At 46.9% G+C, this 16,769-nt stretch carries 21 protein-coding genes and 1 pseudogene; 11 read left to right on the top strand and 11 right to left on the bottom strand.

Annotated features, from left to right (window positions below; translation table 11 throughout):
• Positions 1–29: 29 nt before the first annotated feature.
• Both C1T21_RS01270 and C1T21_RS01265 read right to left on the bottom strand, forming a co-directional pair.
• Positions 30–431, bottom strand: coding sequence for a GntR family transcriptional regulator (locus C1T21_RS01270; RefSeq protein WP_039270421.1), 402 nt, complete (start codon positions 429–431; stop codon positions 30–32).
• Positions 432–472: 41 nt separating this feature from the next.
• Positions 473–1,192, bottom strand: a complete 720-nt coding sequence (locus C1T21_RS01265) for a hypothetical protein (protein ID WP_103046891.1) — start codon at positions 1,190–1,192, stop codon at positions 473–475.
• Between the two features lie 234 nt (positions 1,193–1,426).
• Here C1T21_RS01265 and C1T21_RS01260 point away from each other — a divergent pair, with 234 nt between their 5' ends.
• Both C1T21_RS01260 and C1T21_RS01255 read left to right on the top strand, forming a co-directional pair.
• Positions 1,427–1,654, top strand: a complete 228-nt coding sequence (locus C1T21_RS01260) for a DUF1858 domain-containing protein (RefSeq protein ID WP_103046890.1) — start codon at positions 1,427–1,429, stop codon at positions 1,652–1,654.
• Positions 1,655–1,668: 14 nt separating this feature from the next.
• On the top strand, positions 1,669–2,928 hold the full coding sequence (locus C1T21_RS01255; RefSeq protein WP_061831089.1) for a DUF438 domain-containing protein: 1,260 nt from the start codon (positions 1,669–1,671) through the stop codon (positions 2,926–2,928).
• On the opposite strand, the gene C1T21_RS01250 is transcribed toward C1T21_RS01255, so the two are convergent.
• Positions 2,917–3,429, bottom strand: a complete 513-nt coding sequence (locus tag C1T21_RS01250; RefSeq protein ID WP_103046889.1) for a GNAT family N-acetyltransferase — start codon at positions 3,427–3,429, stop codon at positions 2,917–2,919. The two genes, C1T21_RS01255 and C1T21_RS01250, sit on opposite strands and share 12 nt — an antisense overlap.
• A 112-nt stretch (positions 3,430–3,541) precedes the next feature.
• On the opposite strand from C1T21_RS01250, the gene C1T21_RS01245 reads away from it, so the two are divergent.
• The gene (locus C1T21_RS01245; protein ID WP_103046888.1) at positions 3,542–4,828 is read left to right on the top strand and encodes a hypothetical protein; all 1,287 of its coding nucleotides are present in this window, start codon (positions 3,542–3,544) and stop codon (positions 4,826–4,828) included.
• Between the two features lie 66 nt (positions 4,829–4,894).
• On the opposite strand, the gene map is transcribed toward C1T21_RS01245, so the two are convergent.
• Both map and C1T21_RS01235 read right to left on the bottom strand, forming a co-directional pair.
• Positions 4,895–5,677, bottom strand: coding sequence for a type I methionyl aminopeptidase (map, locus tag C1T21_RS01240; protein ID WP_103046887.1), 783 nt, complete (start codon positions 5,675–5,677; stop codon positions 4,895–4,897).
• A gap of 105 nt (positions 5,678–5,782) precedes the next feature.
• The gene (locus tag C1T21_RS01235; RefSeq protein WP_007428354.1) at positions 5,783–5,971 is read right to left on the bottom strand and encodes a hypothetical protein; all 189 of its coding nucleotides are present in this window, start codon (positions 5,969–5,971) and stop codon (positions 5,783–5,785) included.
• Between the two features lie 365 nt (positions 5,972–6,336).
• Here C1T21_RS01235 and C1T21_RS01230 point away from each other — a divergent pair, with 365 nt between their 5' ends.
• The 6 genes and pseudogenes from C1T21_RS01230 to C1T21_RS01205 all read left to right on the top strand — a co-directional run bounded on the left by C1T21_RS01230 (position 6,337) and on the right by C1T21_RS01205 (position 10,758).
• Positions 6,337–7,374, top strand: a complete 1,038-nt coding sequence (locus tag C1T21_RS01230) for a serine hydrolase domain-containing protein (protein ID WP_103046886.1) — start codon at positions 6,337–6,339, stop codon at positions 7,372–7,374.
• Positions 7,375–7,418: 44 nt separating this feature from the next.
• Complete coding sequence (locus C1T21_RS01225) at positions 7,419–8,570, top strand: MGDG synthase family glycosyltransferase (RefSeq protein ID WP_103046885.1); 1,152 nt, start codon at positions 7,419–7,421, stop codon at positions 8,568–8,570.
• Between the two features lie 30 nt (positions 8,571–8,600).
• Positions 8,601–8,882, top strand: coding sequence for a transposase (locus tag C1T21_RS01220; RefSeq protein WP_103046884.1), 282 nt, complete (start codon positions 8,601–8,603; stop codon positions 8,880–8,882).
• 542 nt (positions 8,883–9,424) lie between these two features.
• Positions 9,425–10,108 carry an MOSC domain-containing protein gene (locus C1T21_RS01215; RefSeq protein WP_103046883.1) on the top strand — a complete coding sequence of 228 codons (684 nt, stop codon included), beginning with the start codon at positions 9,425–9,427 and terminating at the stop codon, positions 10,106–10,108.
• A gap of 82 nt (positions 10,109–10,190) precedes the next feature.
• Positions 10,191–10,320, top strand: a pseudogene (locus C1T21_RS28275) (YggS family pyridoxal phosphate-dependent enzyme); the annotation flags it as partial.
• A 99-nt stretch (positions 10,321–10,419) separates the two neighbouring features.
• The gene (locus tag C1T21_RS01205; RefSeq protein WP_103046882.1) at positions 10,420–10,758 is read left to right on the top strand and encodes a DUF4870 domain-containing protein; all 339 of its coding nucleotides are present in this window, start codon (positions 10,420–10,422) and stop codon (positions 10,756–10,758) included.
• A gap of 74 nt (positions 10,759–10,832) precedes the next feature.
• Here the strand turns inward: C1T21_RS01205 and C1T21_RS01200 are convergent, their stop codons facing one another.
• Both C1T21_RS01200 and C1T21_RS01195 read right to left on the bottom strand, forming a co-directional pair.
• Complete coding sequence (locus C1T21_RS01200) at positions 10,833–11,774, bottom strand: sigma-70 family RNA polymerase sigma factor (protein ID WP_103046881.1); 942 nt, start codon at positions 11,772–11,774, stop codon at positions 10,833–10,835.
• A gap of 18 nt (positions 11,775–11,792) precedes the next feature.
• Positions 11,793–12,236 carry a carboxymuconolactone decarboxylase family protein gene (locus C1T21_RS01195; protein WP_103046880.1) on the bottom strand — a complete coding sequence of 148 codons (444 nt, stop codon included), beginning with the start codon at positions 12,234–12,236 and terminating at the stop codon, positions 11,793–11,795.
• A gap of 150 nt (positions 12,237–12,386) precedes the next feature.
• Between C1T21_RS01195 and mscL the strand changes: the two genes are divergently transcribed.
• Positions 12,387–12,881, top strand: coding sequence for a large conductance mechanosensitive channel protein MscL (gene mscL, locus C1T21_RS01190; RefSeq protein WP_028541125.1), 495 nt, complete (start codon positions 12,387–12,389; stop codon positions 12,879–12,881).
• An 87-nt stretch (positions 12,882–12,968) separates the two neighbouring features.
• Here the strand turns inward: mscL and C1T21_RS01185 are convergent, their stop codons facing one another.
• Together C1T21_RS01185 and C1T21_RS01180 are read right to left on the bottom strand one after the other, a co-directional pair.
• Positions 12,969–13,670, bottom strand: a complete 702-nt coding sequence (locus C1T21_RS01185; protein ID WP_029515948.1) for a histidine phosphatase family protein — start codon at positions 13,668–13,670, stop codon at positions 12,969–12,971.
• A 79-nt stretch (positions 13,671–13,749) separates the two neighbouring features.
• Complete coding sequence (locus tag C1T21_RS01180; RefSeq protein ID WP_023986824.1) at positions 13,750–14,043, bottom strand: hypothetical protein; 294 nt, start codon at positions 14,041–14,043, stop codon at positions 13,750–13,752.
• A 172-nt stretch (positions 14,044–14,215) separates the two neighbouring features.
• On the opposite strand from C1T21_RS01180, the gene C1T21_RS01175 reads away from it, so the two are divergent.
• On the top strand, positions 14,216–14,848 hold the full coding sequence (locus tag C1T21_RS01175; RefSeq protein WP_103046879.1) for an NUDIX hydrolase: 633 nt from the start codon (positions 14,216–14,218) through the stop codon (positions 14,846–14,848).
• Between the two features lie 7 nt (positions 14,849–14,855).
• Here C1T21_RS01175 and C1T21_RS01170 read toward each other — a convergent pair whose 3' ends face one another.
• Positions 14,856–15,644, bottom strand: coding sequence for a TrmB family transcriptional regulator (locus C1T21_RS01170; RefSeq protein ID WP_103047029.1), 789 nt, complete (start codon positions 15,642–15,644; stop codon positions 14,856–14,858).
• Positions 15,645–15,709: 65 nt separating this feature from the next.
• On the bottom strand, positions 15,710–16,561 hold the full coding sequence (locus C1T21_RS01165; protein WP_069010833.1) for a zinc ribbon domain-containing protein: 852 nt from the start codon (positions 16,559–16,561) through the stop codon (positions 15,710–15,712).
• Between the last annotated feature and the right edge of the window lie 208 nt (positions 16,562–16,769).

Genomic DNA, 16,769 nt, shown 5'->3' with positions numbered 1-16,769 from the left:
ATGATGGTTTGCATCGTTCTTCACGGGCTTCACTCCTTCACTTGGACTTCATACCTTCTCTTCACCATTTCTGCGAAAAGCTCCAACAATTCCTGTTCTGTCATCTGCACAGCAATGCCTGTGTCAATCGCCGTTTCCAACGCCTCGGTCACTGCTTTAAGGCGGTAACCTGAGCGCTTATCGTCCTCGACCAGAGCTACGAAGGTGCCCGTCCCCTGCCGGGTACGAAGCAAGCCCTCGTTCTCCAAATCCTGATAGACCCGCCGGACGGTGATGACGCTGCAGCGGAGCGTCCCTGCAAACTCCCGAATGGAGGGAAGCAGCGTTCCCGCTGCAATCTGTCCGGTTACGATGAGTGAACGAAGTTGCTTTTCAATTTGTGCATACAGCGGTTCCGCGCTATTCTCATCAATTTGCACTGGTATATTCACCTGCTTCTCCCCCCTTTTTATCTATCTTTGTACACATACCGCTAAGTTAAGTCCCGTTTCATAAGCCTACGCTGTGTCACCTTATAGGACACCCACATACCCAGAACTCCTGCCAGCAACGCTCCCCACATCACCGGAGACAACAGCTGCCATTCCTTACTATAAAATGCCGTTATCAATACCAGATTGGCCCCACATACTCGAACTATAATCGTAACTATCCCACAAATGAGCATAATGACAATAGATATCCAAAAGTAGGATTTTCCTTTTTTAAGAAATTCCAAATGAATATAAATGGCTTGAATCAGCATTCCGTAGCCTATCCAGGTAAGTGCAAACGATACAAAGAAACCTGTACTCGCATATACCCGAAACGTAGCTGACAACGTAAAAAAGAGAGTGAAAAATATTACACTATTCATAACAAACGCCAAAAGCGCCTGTTGAATTCGACTCATAATCACCGCATTCATCGGTATAGGCAAAGTGCGGAAAAAGGCTAGCATATGCGTATAGGAATCTTCCTGAAGATATTTAAATGCACGGCGGTTATAAATGAATCCGAGAAACGGAATCAACACCAGCATGATAAAATCGGCTACTGGACTCAAGTTTCCACGTTCACCCCATTGCACACTTACAGCAAAACTCATGGTAAATCCCAAATACGCAATAAACAGCAATGTCCACAGCATGACATATGGATTGTTGCGAAAATCCTGCCGGGTAATCTTCCATGCCTGCTTGATGATTGTCATTTTCTTATCCTGATCCCTTCTGCACTGCCTGTAATGACGACCTCGTTCTCTCTTCATACGAAGTTATATTACAGTAATCAGTGTTATTACTGTATATATCTTTATACACAGTATATAAACCATGAATTACAACTGTCAACACCTGAATGTAAATTGTGCGTACAATCACAAAAGCTCGTCAGAACCTATGCTACTCTGTAAATGATAAACGTTCTCAATCAAGGGGATGAATAAATGGATAAGATACTGCACTGGGATGAGCCGATATTTAACCTTGTTAACCGTTACCCCGAAGTGAAGGACATTATGGTAGAGCTGGGTTTTCACGATATCGCCAAGCCTGGCATGTTACAAACCGCAGGTCGTTTTATGACACTGTCCAAAGGTATTGCATTGAAAAAATTAGCTATGGAAACCGTGGAACGCACGTTTTTGCAACATGGTTTTACCATTCAAAAATAAAGGAGCTAACGATCATGAGCGAGCTAATTAATAACCGTGAACATACAGCACAGGAATTAACGGAACGCCAACAAACGCTAAAGGAAATTATAAAAGAATTACATGCCGGGAAAAGTGTGGAGGAAGTCAAGGCCCGTTTCGCAGAGGCTGTTGGCGGAGTAAGCGTGGCGGAAATTTCAGCTATGGAGCATGCATTGATGACTGAGGAGGGAATTCCCGTATCGGAAGTGCAGCGTCTTTGTTCCGTGCATACATCGATATTCAAGGGCTCCATTGAGGATATTCACCGTCCTTCAGGACCAGAGGAACAACCGGGACATCCCGTTCATACCTTCAAGCTGGAAAATCGAGAGATCGAACGATTGGTCAACTTCAAGTTGTCATTGCACGCGGACCAATTTCAAAAGGACGACAGCCCCAAAATCATCTACAAGTTACTGGAAGATTTAAGTCTGCTGCTCGATCTCGACAAGCACTATAGCCGCAAAGAAAATCTGGTCTTTCCTTATCTAGAACGCTATGGAATTTTTGGCCCAACCAAAGTCATGTGGGGTGTGGACGACAGCATTCGTGCCGCGATTAAGGAGGCAAAGAGTCTGCTCACCGAATATAACGGAGATCGTGAACAGATTGGGAAGGCACTTGCCCATATCATGAGCGAAGTGAATGAAATGATATTCAAGGAAGAGAATATTTTGCTGCCGATGGCACTCAGTAAGCTGACAGAGGATGAGTGGCTGAAAATAGCCCGGGAAAGCGAAGAAATCGGGTTCTGCCTGACTGCTCCCGAACGTGAATGGATACCTGAACGGGCAGAGGAACCCGCAGAAGCCCTTGAGCAAACGGAAGGTACATCTGGAACACCGCAAGGCTTCGTGCGATTTGAGACAGGGATTATATCTGTACAACAATTGGAACTGCTGTTGAACCATCTACCTGTTGACCTGACATTTATTGATGAAAACGATGTTGTTCGCTATTTTTCCCATGGTAAGGAACGAATCTTCGCGCGCACGAAAGCCGTCATTGGTCGTACCGTACAGAATTGCCACCCACCCCAAAGCGTGCATGTCGTTGAGAAGCTGCTGGAAGATTTTAAGGCAGGTCGCAAGGATGTTGAAGATTTTTGGATTCCAATCAAGGACAAATTTGTCTACATCCGTTATTTTGCCATCCGTGATGCTGAGGGCCGCTATCTGGGAACGTTGGAATTTACGCAAAATATCGCACCAATTCGTGCCTTGGAAGGACAAAAGCGTATTCTATCCGAATAGTATCCAACCGTAAGCCACCATGTTCAGGTTTTTGCCACTCATATTTATAATATGTTGTTCTACTATAAGCTTGGCTCCCAGCTTTTCATAAAAAGTACATGCTGGATTATCTGCTAGCACCCATACGATTACAGAGTGAATATCCATACTATTAAAATGTTGAAGCAGACGTAAAAATAGTCTCTTCCCCAAGCCTAAACTATGGTATTCACTCAAAACGTAAATAGCCGTTATTTCTCCCCCAAACGGGGGATATTCACCTGACTTTTCTGGACCCCCACTCACAAATCCGATGATTTCCCCCTTCTCATTTTCAGCAACATATACCCGATGGCCGTCTTCACTGGATAGATTCGCATTCCACAGTTCTGTTCTTTGCTCATAGGAAAGCTGTTTCAAAACCTGGGCAGGCATTATATCTTTGTACGTCGTCCTCCAGCAATCTACGTGCACCTTGGCGATGCCTTCGGCATCTGAAATCGTTGCTTCCCTGATGTTCATGTAAGTTCCACTCCTAGTTTCCAATATTATGCTTTCTATAATACCGATGATCCAAATCTTGTTCTATAATAAGAATATTCAATGCTACTCATTCATTACTGGAGGATTCGACTTGAATAAAATTGTTTCATTTTATGTGCCGCTTGGCATTTCGTCATTAATTGCTGCACTAACGCATGTCATCGTCAATGCTGTGCTTGCTCGTTCGGAGCATCCTTCGTTTACATTAAGCAGCTATGCGGTTGCCGTCAGCCTGTGCCTGCTGTTGGAAACTCCGTTAACCGCTGTACGGCAGATGACCACGAAATTCGGTTATGATCGCAAGTCCGTTCATTCTATTGGTATTTTATGTACGTTCGTGGCGGTGGCTGTATTGATCATCGGCTGGAGTATCGGATTGACGCCCGTAGGCAATCTGGTCTTTCAATATGTATTTGGTGTGTCCCCAGTATTGATCGAACCCACCAAGAACGTATTTCAGGTTCTTACTTTACTATACATATTGGTAGCTGTCCGTAACATATATCAGGGACTTATTATTAACAAGCACCGAACGGCATGGATGACATTCAGCTCGTCCATACGTATTATCGTGATGCTAATTGCTTCCTTGTTTTTGATCCGTGCTGGCTGGACGAATGACGGACGAGTCGGTGCCGCCATTTTTATTGCAGGTATTCTCATAGAGCTGGTCGTTACTTTTTTAGAAGGCCGGGTTCTCAAAAGAATGCTGCCTCCTGACAACGGGGAGCAAACCATCCATCACGCGAAGCATCTCCTACCTTTTTACCTTCCTTTGCTATATTCGGCGCTGGTGCTGGTTATCTTGAATCCTTCCATCCAAGCAGCGCTGAACAATACAACTGATCCACTGTTGGCCGTGGCATCCTTTTCTGTAGCACTGCAAATCCTGAATTTATTTGTCTGGTTTTGCAGCTCTTTGCATCAAATTGTGATTCAATTTTATACGTCCAAGCGCAGGGAAGTGCTGATATTTTTGAGCTTTTTGTCCACCCTGTCGCCGTTGCTACTACTGTTACTTTCCTTCGGATTTGCTGGCGATCCTGTGTTACGGAATGTATTGGGATTGGAAGGAGAACTGTTGCTAGAAATCAGAGGACTGCTTCGTATACTGGCTGTCTATGTTGCATTTTATCCTTGGGTGGAATATTTTATTGGACGGTCGATATTAATCGGCAATACCAAACCTATCTTTATCGGTAGGCTGTTTTCTGTAAGCTTTGCGATTCTCGCGCTTATTCTGTGTATCTGCTTTTTTCCAGGACTGGATGGCAAAGTGGCGGGAATTGTGATGGCTGTTTCCTCCCCTGTCGAGCTGGGGATTTATCTGTTGCTTTATCGAAAAATCTCTACAAGCACGATGAATGTGTCATCCTGAAAAAACTTACCTAGAGAGCCTTATGCAAACGACCCGCACATTGACTCCCTATGGCACAACTCTCTTTTACGAGGTCAAAATATAAGGACCGTTCTTTGTAATCGCAATCGTGTGCTCGTATTGAGCTCCCCAACTGCCGTCTGCTGTGCTGATGGTCCAGCCATCGTCTCCCCAGAGCACCGCGCCCTCGGTTCCGAGGGTAAATACCGGCTCAATGGTAATCACCATCCCTTCGCGCAGCGGTAATCCCGTTTTGGGACGACCGTAGTGCAGAACCTCTGGCGGCTCATGCATTTGGCGACCAATGCCATGCCCGATCAGAGGCTTGACGTTGCCGAACCGCCGCCAGCCTGCCATTTTTTCCACAGCATGCCCGATATCCCCCAACGTCTTCCCCGGGCGGGCAACCTCGATACCGCGCACCAGTGCCTTATGGGTCTGCCGCAACAGTCGTGCTACCGGGCGGCTAATGTTACCTACCGCATAGGTCCATCCTCGGTCAGCCAGCCAACCGTCCTTGTTAACCACAATGTCGATGGTCACAATATCCCCATCATGAAGCACCCGCTCCGAGGGAAAACCGTGACATACCACCTCGTTGACCGAAGCGCAGGTGGCATAAGGAAAACCTTTATAGCCCTTTTGTTCAGGCGTAGCTCCGCGCTTGCTTAAAAACTGCTCCACCCAAGCATCGATTTCAAGCGTTGTGATTCCCGGAAGAATACGACTTTCCAGCGCACGATGGCAATCTGCCAAAATACGTCCGGCCTCCCTCATGTAGCCGATTTCCTCCGGTGTTCGTATCGCTATCTCTATTGGAATCCGCCTCCTTTGAGCATACAAATTCACTAAACCTATCCCATTGTATGCAAGGCGGACACAAAAAAACCGTCTCCTCTGTGGATAGACGGTTTATAAAAGTCGTATTTCTAGTTTTTCGGGTAATCGAACCCTTTAAGATACTGAAGAATTTATGCGACCGAGTTCGTTTTCCACCACCATGGTCAACTCTTCCTCATACCCTCCTGTAATCCGGTATTTTCGCACATATTCCTTTACAAATTTTTTGGGATCCTTAGGCCGGAAAATTCGAGTCATTTCCCGCAGACTTTCCTTAACTTCATTGTGACCTTTCGTTGCCATGTAACTCCCTCCCAAAACGTTGAAAATAAGTGCTCCGTTGAAGAGAATGCCGAAAAGTATTGATGTCCTTATGCAGTGAAGTAGTATGTCTAATTGCAGCTTAGGTCGGGAACACCTTATACAAGGCATGTACCTGACACTATTATTAACCGATTTTCTTTTGGCTGAATCACTACCCCATTATAACATATTCAGATACAGCTTTCAGCTTTCCAGTAAATTTACATTGATTTTACCTATCTTTTACGCATCATGTCATTTGGGGTACTCAATCAGCTGTTGCACAGAGGATATACCTTATTTATCGGTTTTTGGAGTGTATGTGTTTGGGGTAAAATAAATAAACATAACAAGGAGGGAAAAGGATGAGCCGCTATGTTCCGTTGTTCACTGCACCTGTTGCCCGCATGTCTGCCCTGAACATAGGAACTTGTGAAGAGGAGGGCATCAATGTCTCCCTACTTGATCAGGCAGACCGTGAAATCCAAGCCAAGTTTCCTAAAATGCACAGCTTCCTACTGTTGCGCCACGGCAAGCTGATCTGGGAACGCTATTACAATGGTCATGAAGTAAGCTCTCTGAACGATTTGCGATCCGCGACCAAAAGCTTCACTTCCACGCTCATCGGCATAGCTATGGCTCGCGGTGATATGCCCGGGCCAGAGACGGCTGTGCATATGCTGTTGCCTGAGTATTTACCTAGACGGAAGGAAACACTGCTAGAGCAGATTACGATTCGCCATCTGTTGACCATGACATCCGGCTTGTATTGGCAGACGGGCAAAAAGCTCGGAGAAGCTTTTATCCACCGTTTTCATCGCAGCAAAAGCTGGCCGTCCTTTGCCCTGCGCTTACCTGTACAGGAGGATCAACTCGGTGTATTCCAATATCGTAGTGTTGATTCGCACCTGTTGTCCGTGCTGCTGACCCATTGTTGTGGGATTGACGCCTATACGTACGCTCTCCAGCATCTGTTCGAACCCTTAGGTTTCGGGAGAAGTGGTTGGGCACAAGATCCAGAGGGCTACACTATGGGACACATCGGGCTATATCTGACATCGCGTGACATGGCTAAATTCGGCGACTGCTGCCTTCATCAAGGCAGCTGGAACGGAAAAGAATTGATTCCGGCCGATTGGCTACATCAGGCGACACAACGACAGGTTGAAGGCTATCCAGAATTCGGGGATTACGGATTCCAATGGTGGACAGGACGACTCCACGGCATCAACTATGCGTGTGCGCACGGACATGGAGGACAGCAAATTTATCTTGTGCCAGAAGCGAACGCAGTCGCAGTATTTACAGCAGATAGCAAGGTGAGCCGTTGGAAAAATCCGCGAACACTGCTGGAGCGCTACGTTTTGCCAGCCGTATCCTCCCTCAACTTGGAACGTTCCTGAAATGAGCTTTAATGTGCTTATTGAATATAGGAGGCTAAACAATCATGGAAGTCTCAGCACCAAAAATTCTAATATTATATGCCAGTTACGGGGAAGGCCATGTGCAGGCCGCTCGGGCGATTATGGACAGTTTGCGAAGACTCGGACGCTGCGAGGTACAACTTCTCGACCTGATGGCTGAATCTCATCCCTGGTTGAACGGTCTGACCAAATTTGTATATATGCAAAGCTTCAAAACCATTCCTCAGCTTTACGGCTGGGTCTATAACATCACCCGCGGTATGAAGGCTAAATCGGCCTTCGGCCATGTGTTGCATTCATTCGGAATGCGTCAACTTACGCTCACACTGAAAAAGGAGTTGCCGGATCTCGTGATACATACGTTCCCGCAGCTCGCGCTCCCGGCGTTACGCCGCAAAATGGAAATGAATTTGCCTATTGTCAACGTAGTTACAGATTTCGATCTGCATGGGCGCTGGCTGCATCCCGATATTGACCGCTACTATGTAGCCACTGAGGATATCCAGCAGGAAGCCGCCCAGCGGGGAATACCTATCGAACGCATTATCGCTACGGGTATTCCGATTCACGCTTCTTTTTATAACATGTCTGCTAACGAAGTTCCTGTTCAGGAACAGGTAATTCCATCACTACAGTCTGAGACTACTACGGTACTCATTATGGCAGGCGCCTATGGTGTGCTATCCGGCATACTGGATATCTGTCGGCAATTAAGCAAGCTTCCTCAGTTGCGGCTACTCATCGTCTGCGGACGTAACCAGCAACTGAAAGCAGAAGTGGATGGGCTGTATGCAGACCACCCGGACATTTACACCTATGGATTCGTGGACTTTGTTCCAGCACTTATGCGTGCGAGCAATTTGGTGATTACGAAGCCCGGCGGCATTACACTCTCGGAAAGCATTGCATCCGGTTTGCCTATTCTTGTGTTCAAGCCCGTACCCGGTCAGGAGCTAAATAATGCTCTGTATTTGCAGCAAAAAGGAGCTGCCCGTATTGCTCGCACGACGGAGGAGCTGATTCAGCATTGTCTCGACCTGATTTCCACCCCCTCTCTTGCCGAAGAAATGACGCAGGCGATTGAGTTGCTCCGCAAGCCTCATCCTGCAGACCAGATTGCCGAGGATATTTTGCATCAGCTTGTGGATAAAAGACCTTCCGTACGGACAAATTAACGAAGAATAAGCCAGACGGAGGGGATACCAATGGAACGCAAAGGAAAGGATTTACTCCCGCTAACGGGTGAAAAGGTAGAAGTGGACGGTGTTTATATTGATGAGGATGGACATGAGCAGCATTTGCACAGAGGCCAGCATTTTCCCGCTGATGTTGTTTTGGGTACTTCCGAGTGGAAAATGACCGAATATGCCTTTGATAATCATCATGAAGGACGTACTGATGAACGACTTATCCCCAAAAAGGATGACAAGAATAAAATGGGTAAAATCACACATCCACGCCGCCATTTAAAAACTGGCGACCGATAATTACGGAAGTATATCCACAGTTACTCCCAATATGTTGATAGTTTGTGGACAATCTGTGTGCAAAGTGTGAGATATCGTTATATTGTCTACAGTTTGTGCACAAATTGTGCATAAAGCATGCTGTTTTTGTGGATAAATAGTAATGTGCGGTGGATAAAGTGCGTACAAGATGTGCAAAACCTGTGCATAACCGTGTGAATGGCTGAACGAATCCCTTTCGTTCAGCCTTTTTCGTATTTTTATACACATTCTCTAATTCATTTTTTTTACCGAGATCGGGTATGTTCGAACAACGGAATGATGAGTTGCCCAAAAAGGACTCTATAACATTAACGGAGACTAATCGAAAATTCACAAATAGCGCATAGAGGAGTGTAAAATGGAAACGGGGACGAACAGAGTCAAAAGAGAAATTACCGAAATGTAAAAAGGCGTAGTCATCATAGAAATCTCGCTTCAGGCAGGCGAACGAATGCAGGAACGCGGTATATAGAAGCATCTAGAAAAACTCGTTGACCAAAATTTGGAGTGGAGTGATCCGAATGGCATCTATTAAAATCCTTTCACTTAATGTCGGCATGCCCAAGCAGATCCAGTTTAATCAGAAGGACGTTTCTACGGGGATATTCAAGTCGGCCACAGATGAATATTTGTATTTATCTTATCTAAACTTCGAAGGGGATGGGCAGGGCGATCTAGTTCATCACGGGGGTAAAGAGAAAGCTGTATGCGTCTATCCCTACGAGCACTATCCGTTCTGGGAAAATGAATTGCGGAGACGGCTCGATTACGGCTCGTTCGGGGAAAATTTAACGATAAAGGGCTTGCTAGAATCCGACGTTTGCATTGGAGACGTCTTTAAGCTTGGCAAAGCTATCGTTCAAGTTAGCCAGCCGAGACAGCCTTGCTACAAGTTGTCCATCAAGTACGGCGTATCGGACATGCCCTTGAAGGTACAGCAAACAGGCTACACGGGATTCTACTTCCGCGTTCTGGAAGAGGGAGTTGCCTCTAAAGCCGACGGACTATCTCTCCTTCATCGCCATCCGAAAGCAATTACGGTTTCATTTGCCAATCGAATTATGCATCAAGAGAAGGATCATATCGAGGGTATTAAACAAATTCTCGAAGTGGAAGAATTGTCCGTAAACTGGAGAAATACGTTTCTAAAACGTTTGGCGGGAACCGAAACGGATTCTCGGGAAAGACTATCAGGCAATTCGTAAGGTGGAAGTGGTTCAATGAGTCTGCAAGCTCGTCTGCCTGCAGTCGAACATCGAATCTGCGAAGCTTGTGGGCGATGCGACAGAAGCGCAGTCCAAATGGGAGGCCCTTCAACCACGGAACGTGGCACTTTATCGATCATTTGCAAACCAAAAAAGTAAAAAAGGTTATCGCCAAATTCGAGTATATCCATTCGCTTGACCGCTTATCCTTGGTGTAGAGTCAACTTTTTTACCGAGATCGGGCATATCCTTCAATCCTGTCCTCATAGCTTGTATAGTACGGATAACTTATAAAGGGGGATTTGCCTGACATGTCAGTCTATAAGTCTTCCACGGGATTGGATGAAAATATAGCAGCTGTCCTGTGCTATCTGTTCGCATGTATTGGCGCACTGGCCTTTGTCATGCTGGAAAAGAAAAGTCGATTCGTATTATTTCACGCGCTGCAATCCATATTTTTGTTTGTCACCCTCATGATCGGGCATGTGCTTGTTGGATTCATTCCGCTGCTCGGTCCTCTGCTCGCTTCCCTGTTAACGCTGGCAGGCCTTGTATTGTGGGTCATCCTGTTAATTCGCGCGGGACAAGGCAAGTGGCTCAAGCTTCCCTGGGTAGGCGATCTAGCTCTTCATCAAGCCCGGCAGTTGTGAAGACAACAAAAAACCTTGATCCTTAGCAGGATTCAAGGTTTTTGCTGTTTTGATGATTACTTTTTATCGCATGTTCACTTCTTCTGTCCTATATGAATGTATCCCAGCTTATCTGGGTTGACCATTAAATAAAAACTCTGAATATGCTCCCCGTCCGGTGTAAGTCTGAGACATAAGGTTTCTCTCACTTTTCCGTCTTCCAGAAATGCCAGCTGAACCTCGCCATTGATGACGGTGTGGAACACATCTCTTTCTCGTAAAACGGTTAATACCCGACGAGAAGTCAACAGGGCAAGAACACCTTTTCGTACAACCATCGGTCTCATTACCGTATGCACATTACCTCCGCCATCTGACAGGAATACAGGTTGTTCAGCCAGTAGTTCCAGCATAGCAGTCACATCGTAGGCAAGAAAGGCGGTTGTAAAACGTTCTAGTAGTTTTATTCGGGAAGAGTTATTCACATTGCAACTGGACTGAGCCTCAAGAGCAGATTCTCCCGAAGACAGAATACGACGGGAGCGACTGAACAACTGACGACAGTTGCTCTCAGTCTTCCCCAGCAATTCCGCAATATCTTTGTAATCATATTGAAAAGCTTCCCTCAGCACAAAAACAGCCCGCTCTATCGGCTTTAGCTGCTCCAGCAAAACCAGAAAAGCGTAAGATATCATGTCTTTACGCTCTAACCAATCCGCAGGGAGATCTGCGCTTTCACCCAACGGCTCCGGCAGCCACTGTCCTACATATGTCTCTCTTTGCTTGCGCGCAGAGTTCAACAGATTTAGACACCGATTCATCGTCATTTTGGCTACATAGGCTTTGGGATTGTGTATATCATCCAGGGGCTTATTCTTCAGCTCGACAAAGCAGTCTTGAACTACATCCTCGGCATCCGTAACCGTTCCAAGCATGCGATAAGCAATGGCAAAAGAATATTTGCGATATCTTTGATACAGCTCCTCCAGATTTAAATCCACCGATTCTTGTTCAATCCTATGTTCTTTGCCAGACAAAGCATAGCCCCCTGTTCATTAAAGAATGCCCGGATACATTCCCGTTGCAATCGCAATCCGGTTCCAACTGTTAATCACGTTAACCGCGGTTATCAAATCTACGTATTCTTCCTCTGTAAAATGTTCTCTGACCCTATTGTACAAATCCGTAGGTACCCCTTGTTCAGAGATGCGAGTGACCGCTTCAGCTAATTCAAGCATAACACGTTCTTTTTCCGTGAACAAAGGAACCTCCCGCCATAAGGCTAGCTGCAAAATGTGGTCAGCATAATCCCCCAGCTTGAGCAAATCCTTCGCATGCATATCCAGACAATAGGAACATCCATTGATTTGGGATACTCTAATTTTCAGTAGTTCATACAATACTTTGTCTGTAAAACGACCGGAAATATATTTTTCCATCTCCAGCATCGCTTTGAACGTACTAGGACTCACTGCTCTGTGATTGAATCTTAAACTCACGATACATCGCCTCCATTATTGGTTTACATATAGAAGACAAATGAACATGTGATTTTGTGACAATGTGTAATCATCAATTTGGAATTGCCCTCAATTGACATAGCATGTATTATAGATAAATGATTTTATGTAAAGAAGGTGAGCACTCACATGAGCGGAAAAGGTATTATAAAAGAATTTAAAGAATTCGCTGTACGGGGTAACGTGATTGACCTCGCGGTCGGTGTTATCATCGGTGGAGCGTTTGGCAAGATTGTCACTTCTGTGGTAAACGATATTATCATGCCTCCGATTGGTAAACTTCTGGGCGGCATGAATTTTCCAGACTTGTATGTAGCTTTACAAAATGCCGATCCTTTAAATGCTGACGGTACACGCATGACTTTGGCACAGGCCAAAGAAGCAGGGATTGCGGTCCTCGCCTATGGTCAGTTCATTAACGTCCTGCTGGACTTCCTGATCGTGGCCTTCTGTGTGTTCATGCTGGTCAAGGGAATTAACATGCTGAAACGCAAAGAGGAAGAAAAACCTCCTCAGGAAAAAACGATCAAGGAATGTCCACATTGCCTATCCGAAATTCCTGTAGCTGCTACCCGTTGCGCACATTGCACCTCCAAGCTGGAGGGGTACGTCGAAGCACGCTGACTCAACCCACACCTATATATGACTACAACAAACGGCTTAAGACGGTATACCGTCTTAAGCCGTTTTGGTATGGTGTAGGAGATCTGATTAGTTGAAATTGGTGATAATGCCACGGGGTCTGACGGGCAAACCCTCAGCATACAGATGGGAAACATCACCGAAGCCGATGCAACGGGGAACTGCCCATTCCTGGGAGCGCTCATCAAACAAAATCGTGGTTACAGAGCTAGGCGGCATCCAAAAACCGGACCAGACCAAGGCCAATGGCAGCTCCAACAGATGAGCAAGCCAGGTCAGCCCGAAGCCGCCATGACAAAATACGGCCACCTGATCTTCGGTGTGCTTCAGAATCCGGTACCTGCCCTCCACCCGCTCGAAGCCTTGCCGTTTCAGGAATTCATCAGAATGAAGCTTCAGCCGCTCGAAGGTTTCGGGACTTTGCGTTCCCTGATAATAAGAAATCTCCTGCCAAGAGTCATGAGTCGGCAGGGGCAATTCGGAACGGATCACTTCACCAGGCAAATCCCAATGGGAAAGACGGCCGTATGGAGTTTCCTCCAGCTTTAGGGCCAGCTCCTGCGTCCAGTGTTCCACTTCATGAGTCATACCCAGAGAGTCGGCGGTGTAGCGCATCGTATCCAAAGCCCGCCCCAAAGGAGAGGCATAAATTCGATCCAGTCCGTGACTGGAAAGCCGCTTGGCCAGTGCCTGGGCTTCCAAATGCCCCTCCGGCGTGATGGTGTTGTTGGGGTAATCGGGGTCTGCGTGTCGGATAATATACAATCTCATCATTGGTTCTCCGTTCCTATGAATGGCGACAGGATCGCTTTATCTCATTCCATCGATTAGTTCTCCTGATCTTTAACGTTTAGCGTTTATTCAGCAAATTTTCCAAAATCGCGCGCAAATCCCTATCTTCCTGGTAGACTTCCTCACCCGTATCCAGCTCAATCACCCGGATATATGTATAATTGGCTCTGACATCGACTGGTTTAAAAATCAATTCCTCCGGATTGTCTGGACGGACATCATAGCCCATATTTTTGAACATATCCGTGATTTGATCAATCCCCGGCTTGCCCCCACTTTCCAGCATAATTAACCCACGAAGTTCCTTGGGTTCCTCCGGATGCATGACTCGAAAATGTACTATACATTCCATGTAAAATCGCTCCTTTCAATCGTAAACCTGTGTGATGTTGCAAATCCTCATGTTCCCAGCATACCCCAAATGCCACTCCACATTCCACACGCGCCTTCATATCGTCAGGACGGAAAACACGTTATACTGTAAAGTAGACCTTTGATTTCTGCTTACTATAGGAGGAACCACGATGACTAGCGAGCTTCTGGATATCTACGATGATGAAGACAACCCCCTTGGCACAGCTTCTCGACAAGACGCACATGCCAAGGGATATTGGCACCATACCTTTCACTGCTGGCTAGCACGAGACACTTCGATAGGCCGTCGCTTACTGTTCCAACAGCGTCAGGATACGAAGGATACCTTCCCCGGATGCTACGATATTACAGCAGCCGGTCATTTGACGGCAGGCGAAGATATGTCTCAGGCGGCTCGTGAGCTGGAGGAAGAACTGGGTATTCATGTGCCCTTTGCCTCATTAACACCGCTGATGACCGTTCGGTATGAAAGCAAAGGTACCGCACAGGGTATCTCTTTTTGGGACCGGGAGGTTAGCTCGGTGTTTGGACTGCTATCGAACCAGCCATTGGAAGCTTATCACCTCCAGCAAGAAGAAGTAGCCGGACTGTACGAAGCAGATCTTAACCAAGCACTGGCCCTTTTTGAAGGCCATATTCCCTTTATCGAAGCCCAAGGCATTACGTCAGGGCCGAATCCAGAAAAAACTCGCCGCCTGATTACATCGGATCAATTCGTGCCTCATAAGGCGGGCTATATTACATCTATATGCCGGGCACTGATGGAACTTCCTAGCCAGTAATCTTTAGCTATTCTCCAGCTGACATATATTTGCCGATAATGCCTTCATACCGCCAGCCATACCGGGTCGACAGCTCTCTGCCCATATCATGCTCCAGCTCATACAGAATAAGATCCTGAGCAAAATGATTAAGCAGCAGACCTGTCATTACCGGATGCTCGGTAATAAGCGCCTGTGTCGGGCAATTCTCTCCCCGCATACCCAGCATGCACCAACGCCGATCAATAACAAAAGAAAACTTGCGCCCTGCTGGTTCCTGTCCGTCTGTACCAGACCTAAGCGGTAACCACGGTCCCATCATGGTTTCTCCGTTATCGCAGGACCAGAGCAGACGCACACCTCGACTCTCGGCTTTCTCCAACTCTGTACGCAGCAGTTCGGCTTCCTCGCGCCACAAATCCAACACAATCTCATGCTCTGCCCGTTCCAACTCACGTGTCAGACTTTCCAGCACCTTCCTATCGCCTTCCGCATTATAAAAGGTCGGCTTGGTTGGTTCTGTTCGTGGCATTTCCTTCTCCACCGCACGCAGGGACTCCTGCATTTGTCCTTCGATCATCCGGGTCAATTCACCCGGTGGCAGCATGCTGTAACGAACAGGCTCTCCAGCACTGGTTCTGAGGTATCCCTGTCCGGCCAAACGCTGTAAAGCCGCGTACACGTTGGAGCGCGATGCGCCCAGACGCTTAGCCACTTCATAGCCGGAAGCCGCATTTTGCCTCGAAAGCTCGACCATAACCTTGGCTTCCATTTCCGTAAAACCCAGATTCCGCAGATGATGCAGCAAACGCTCCATATATTCTGTTCCCCCTATGCTGCCCGGCGTTATGTCTGTGTCCTGCAGCAGCCTGTTCGGCTGCGTCAAATCTGTTCAGCTCCGCAACGCGGGCACCATTTGGACCCTTTGGGTAGTTCTGCAGTACAGATTTGGCATTTTACATTTTCACGTACTTGTGCAGACGGCGTTGCCGGCTTATCAGCCCCGGAGTTGTTGGCCTTCCAATATCGAATCCGCTCGTCCAGCTCTTCCTGACGCTCACGCTCACGTGCCAGTTCTTCAAGGCGACGGTGTTCTTTTTCCAGCTCTTCCTGACGACGGCGCTCCCACTCAGCGTCGAATGCCGCTTTTTCTTCCGGTGTAAAATCAGACACTGTGTAATCGCGGTCTAGTCCCGCTGGTTCGTGTGTTTCATACCGCTCATCCTGTTCCTGTTCATGCCGATCGACTACTTCATGTTCTGCATACTCCGTGTAAGCAGGCGCAGCATCCTTCACTACCTCTGGCTTGCGCAGATCAAAAGAATAGACGTCCGTTGGCACCTCTTCACGCACAGCAGCTACTTGTTTGGAAGCAGCCTGTCCTTCATTCAGCTTGCGTCCGCATTTGGGGCAAAAGTTGGCATCCAGTGGCACAACTGCTCCACAGGTGCATAAATGAGCGTTTTTTAATTCTGCAATTCTACTGCGCAGCTCGTCAATTTCATCCTGAAGCTCATCACATGCGGTGGATAGCTGTGTCATCTCGGTTTCTGCCACCGACATGTCGGATGCGCGGTAACCTTCGTAAAAGATCTGACCCATTCGTAAGAAATGAACATCCATTTCCTGCTGAATCGTTGTAATTTGTGAATTGATCTTACTAATCTCGACAGCATGCTGCGCCTTTTCTGTTGCGCGATTAGCGCCTTCCTTTATACGTTGAATCAGCTTCATCGTTATTTCCTCCCCATATCCAGCCGGATTTCACTGTACCGTCCGTATATCCCAAAGTTTTTTTCTGTTGGCTAACCTCGAACTCCTGTATAATGGAATGCGGTCATATCGCCCGATTGAAGGCTATAGACATTAGCGTCAACGTATTGACGTTCTGTCGCTCCGGCAAGATCCGCATGAATTTCAGCATTATTTTAGTCCATCGCCT

Origin of the sequence: Paenibacillus sp. F4, from assembly GCF_002894905.1 — a bacterium.
In the GTDB taxonomy this organism is placed as follows: domain Bacteria; phylum Bacillota; class Bacilli; order Paenibacillales; family Paenibacillaceae; genus Paenibacillus; species Paenibacillus polymyxa_B.
The sequence above is the reverse complement of the archived record's forward strand: the minus strand, read 5'-3'. Positions and strand labels throughout refer to the sequence as shown.

Coding starts and splice junctions, on each gene's coding strand:
- C1T21_RS01185 (WP_029515948.1), bottom strand. CDS start 13,670: ATGAGATTGTATATTATCCGACACGCAGACCCCGATTACCCCAACAAC.
- C1T21_RS01235 (WP_007428354.1), bottom strand. CDS start 5,971: ATGGCAACGAAAGGTCACAATGAAGTTAAGGAAAGTCTGCGGGAAATG.
- C1T21_RS01265 (WP_103046891.1), bottom strand. CDS start 1,192: ATGACAATCATCAAGCAGGCATGGAAGATTACCCGGCAGGATTTTCGC.
- C1T21_RS01250 (WP_103046889.1), bottom strand. CDS start 3,429: ATGAACATCAGGGAAGCAACGATTTCAGATGCCGAAGGCATCGCCAAG.
- mscL (WP_028541125.1), top strand. CDS start 12,387: ATGAGCGGAAAAGGTATTATAAAAGAATTTAAAGAATTCGCTGTACGG.
- C1T21_RS01205 (WP_103046882.1), top strand. CDS start 10,420: ATGTCAGTCTATAAGTCTTCCACGGGATTGGATGAAAATATAGCAGCT.
- C1T21_RS01225 (WP_103046885.1), top strand. CDS start 7,419: ATGGAAGTCTCAGCACCAAAAATTCTAATATTATATGCCAGTTACGGG.
- C1T21_RS01175 (WP_103046879.1), top strand. CDS start 14,216: ATGACTAGCGAGCTTCTGGATATCTACGATGATGAAGACAACCCCCTT.
- C1T21_RS01260 (WP_103046890.1), top strand. CDS start 1,427: ATGGATAAGATACTGCACTGGGATGAGCCGATATTTAACCTTGTTAAC.
- C1T21_RS01255 (WP_061831089.1), top strand. CDS start 1,669: ATGAGCGAGCTAATTAATAACCGTGAACATACAGCACAGGAATTAACG.
- C1T21_RS01165 (WP_069010833.1), bottom strand. CDS start 16,561: ATGAAGCTGATTCAACGTATAAAGGAAGGCGCTAATCGCGCAACAGAA.
- C1T21_RS01170 (WP_103047029.1), bottom strand. CDS start 15,644: ATGGAGCGTTTGCTGCATCATCTGCGGAATCTGGGTTTTACGGAAATG.
- C1T21_RS01215 (WP_103046883.1), top strand. CDS start 9,425: ATGGCATCTATTAAAATCCTTTCACTTAATGTCGGCATGCCCAAGCAG.
- C1T21_RS01220 (WP_103046884.1), top strand. CDS start 8,601: ATGGAACGCAAAGGAAAGGATTTACTCCCGCTAACGGGTGAAAAGGTA.
- C1T21_RS01180 (WP_023986824.1), bottom strand. CDS start 14,043: ATGGAATGTATAGTACATTTTCGAGTCATGCATCCGGAGGAACCCAAG.
- C1T21_RS01230 (WP_103046886.1), top strand. CDS start 6,337: ATGAGCCGCTATGTTCCGTTGTTCACTGCACCTGTTGCCCGCATGTCT.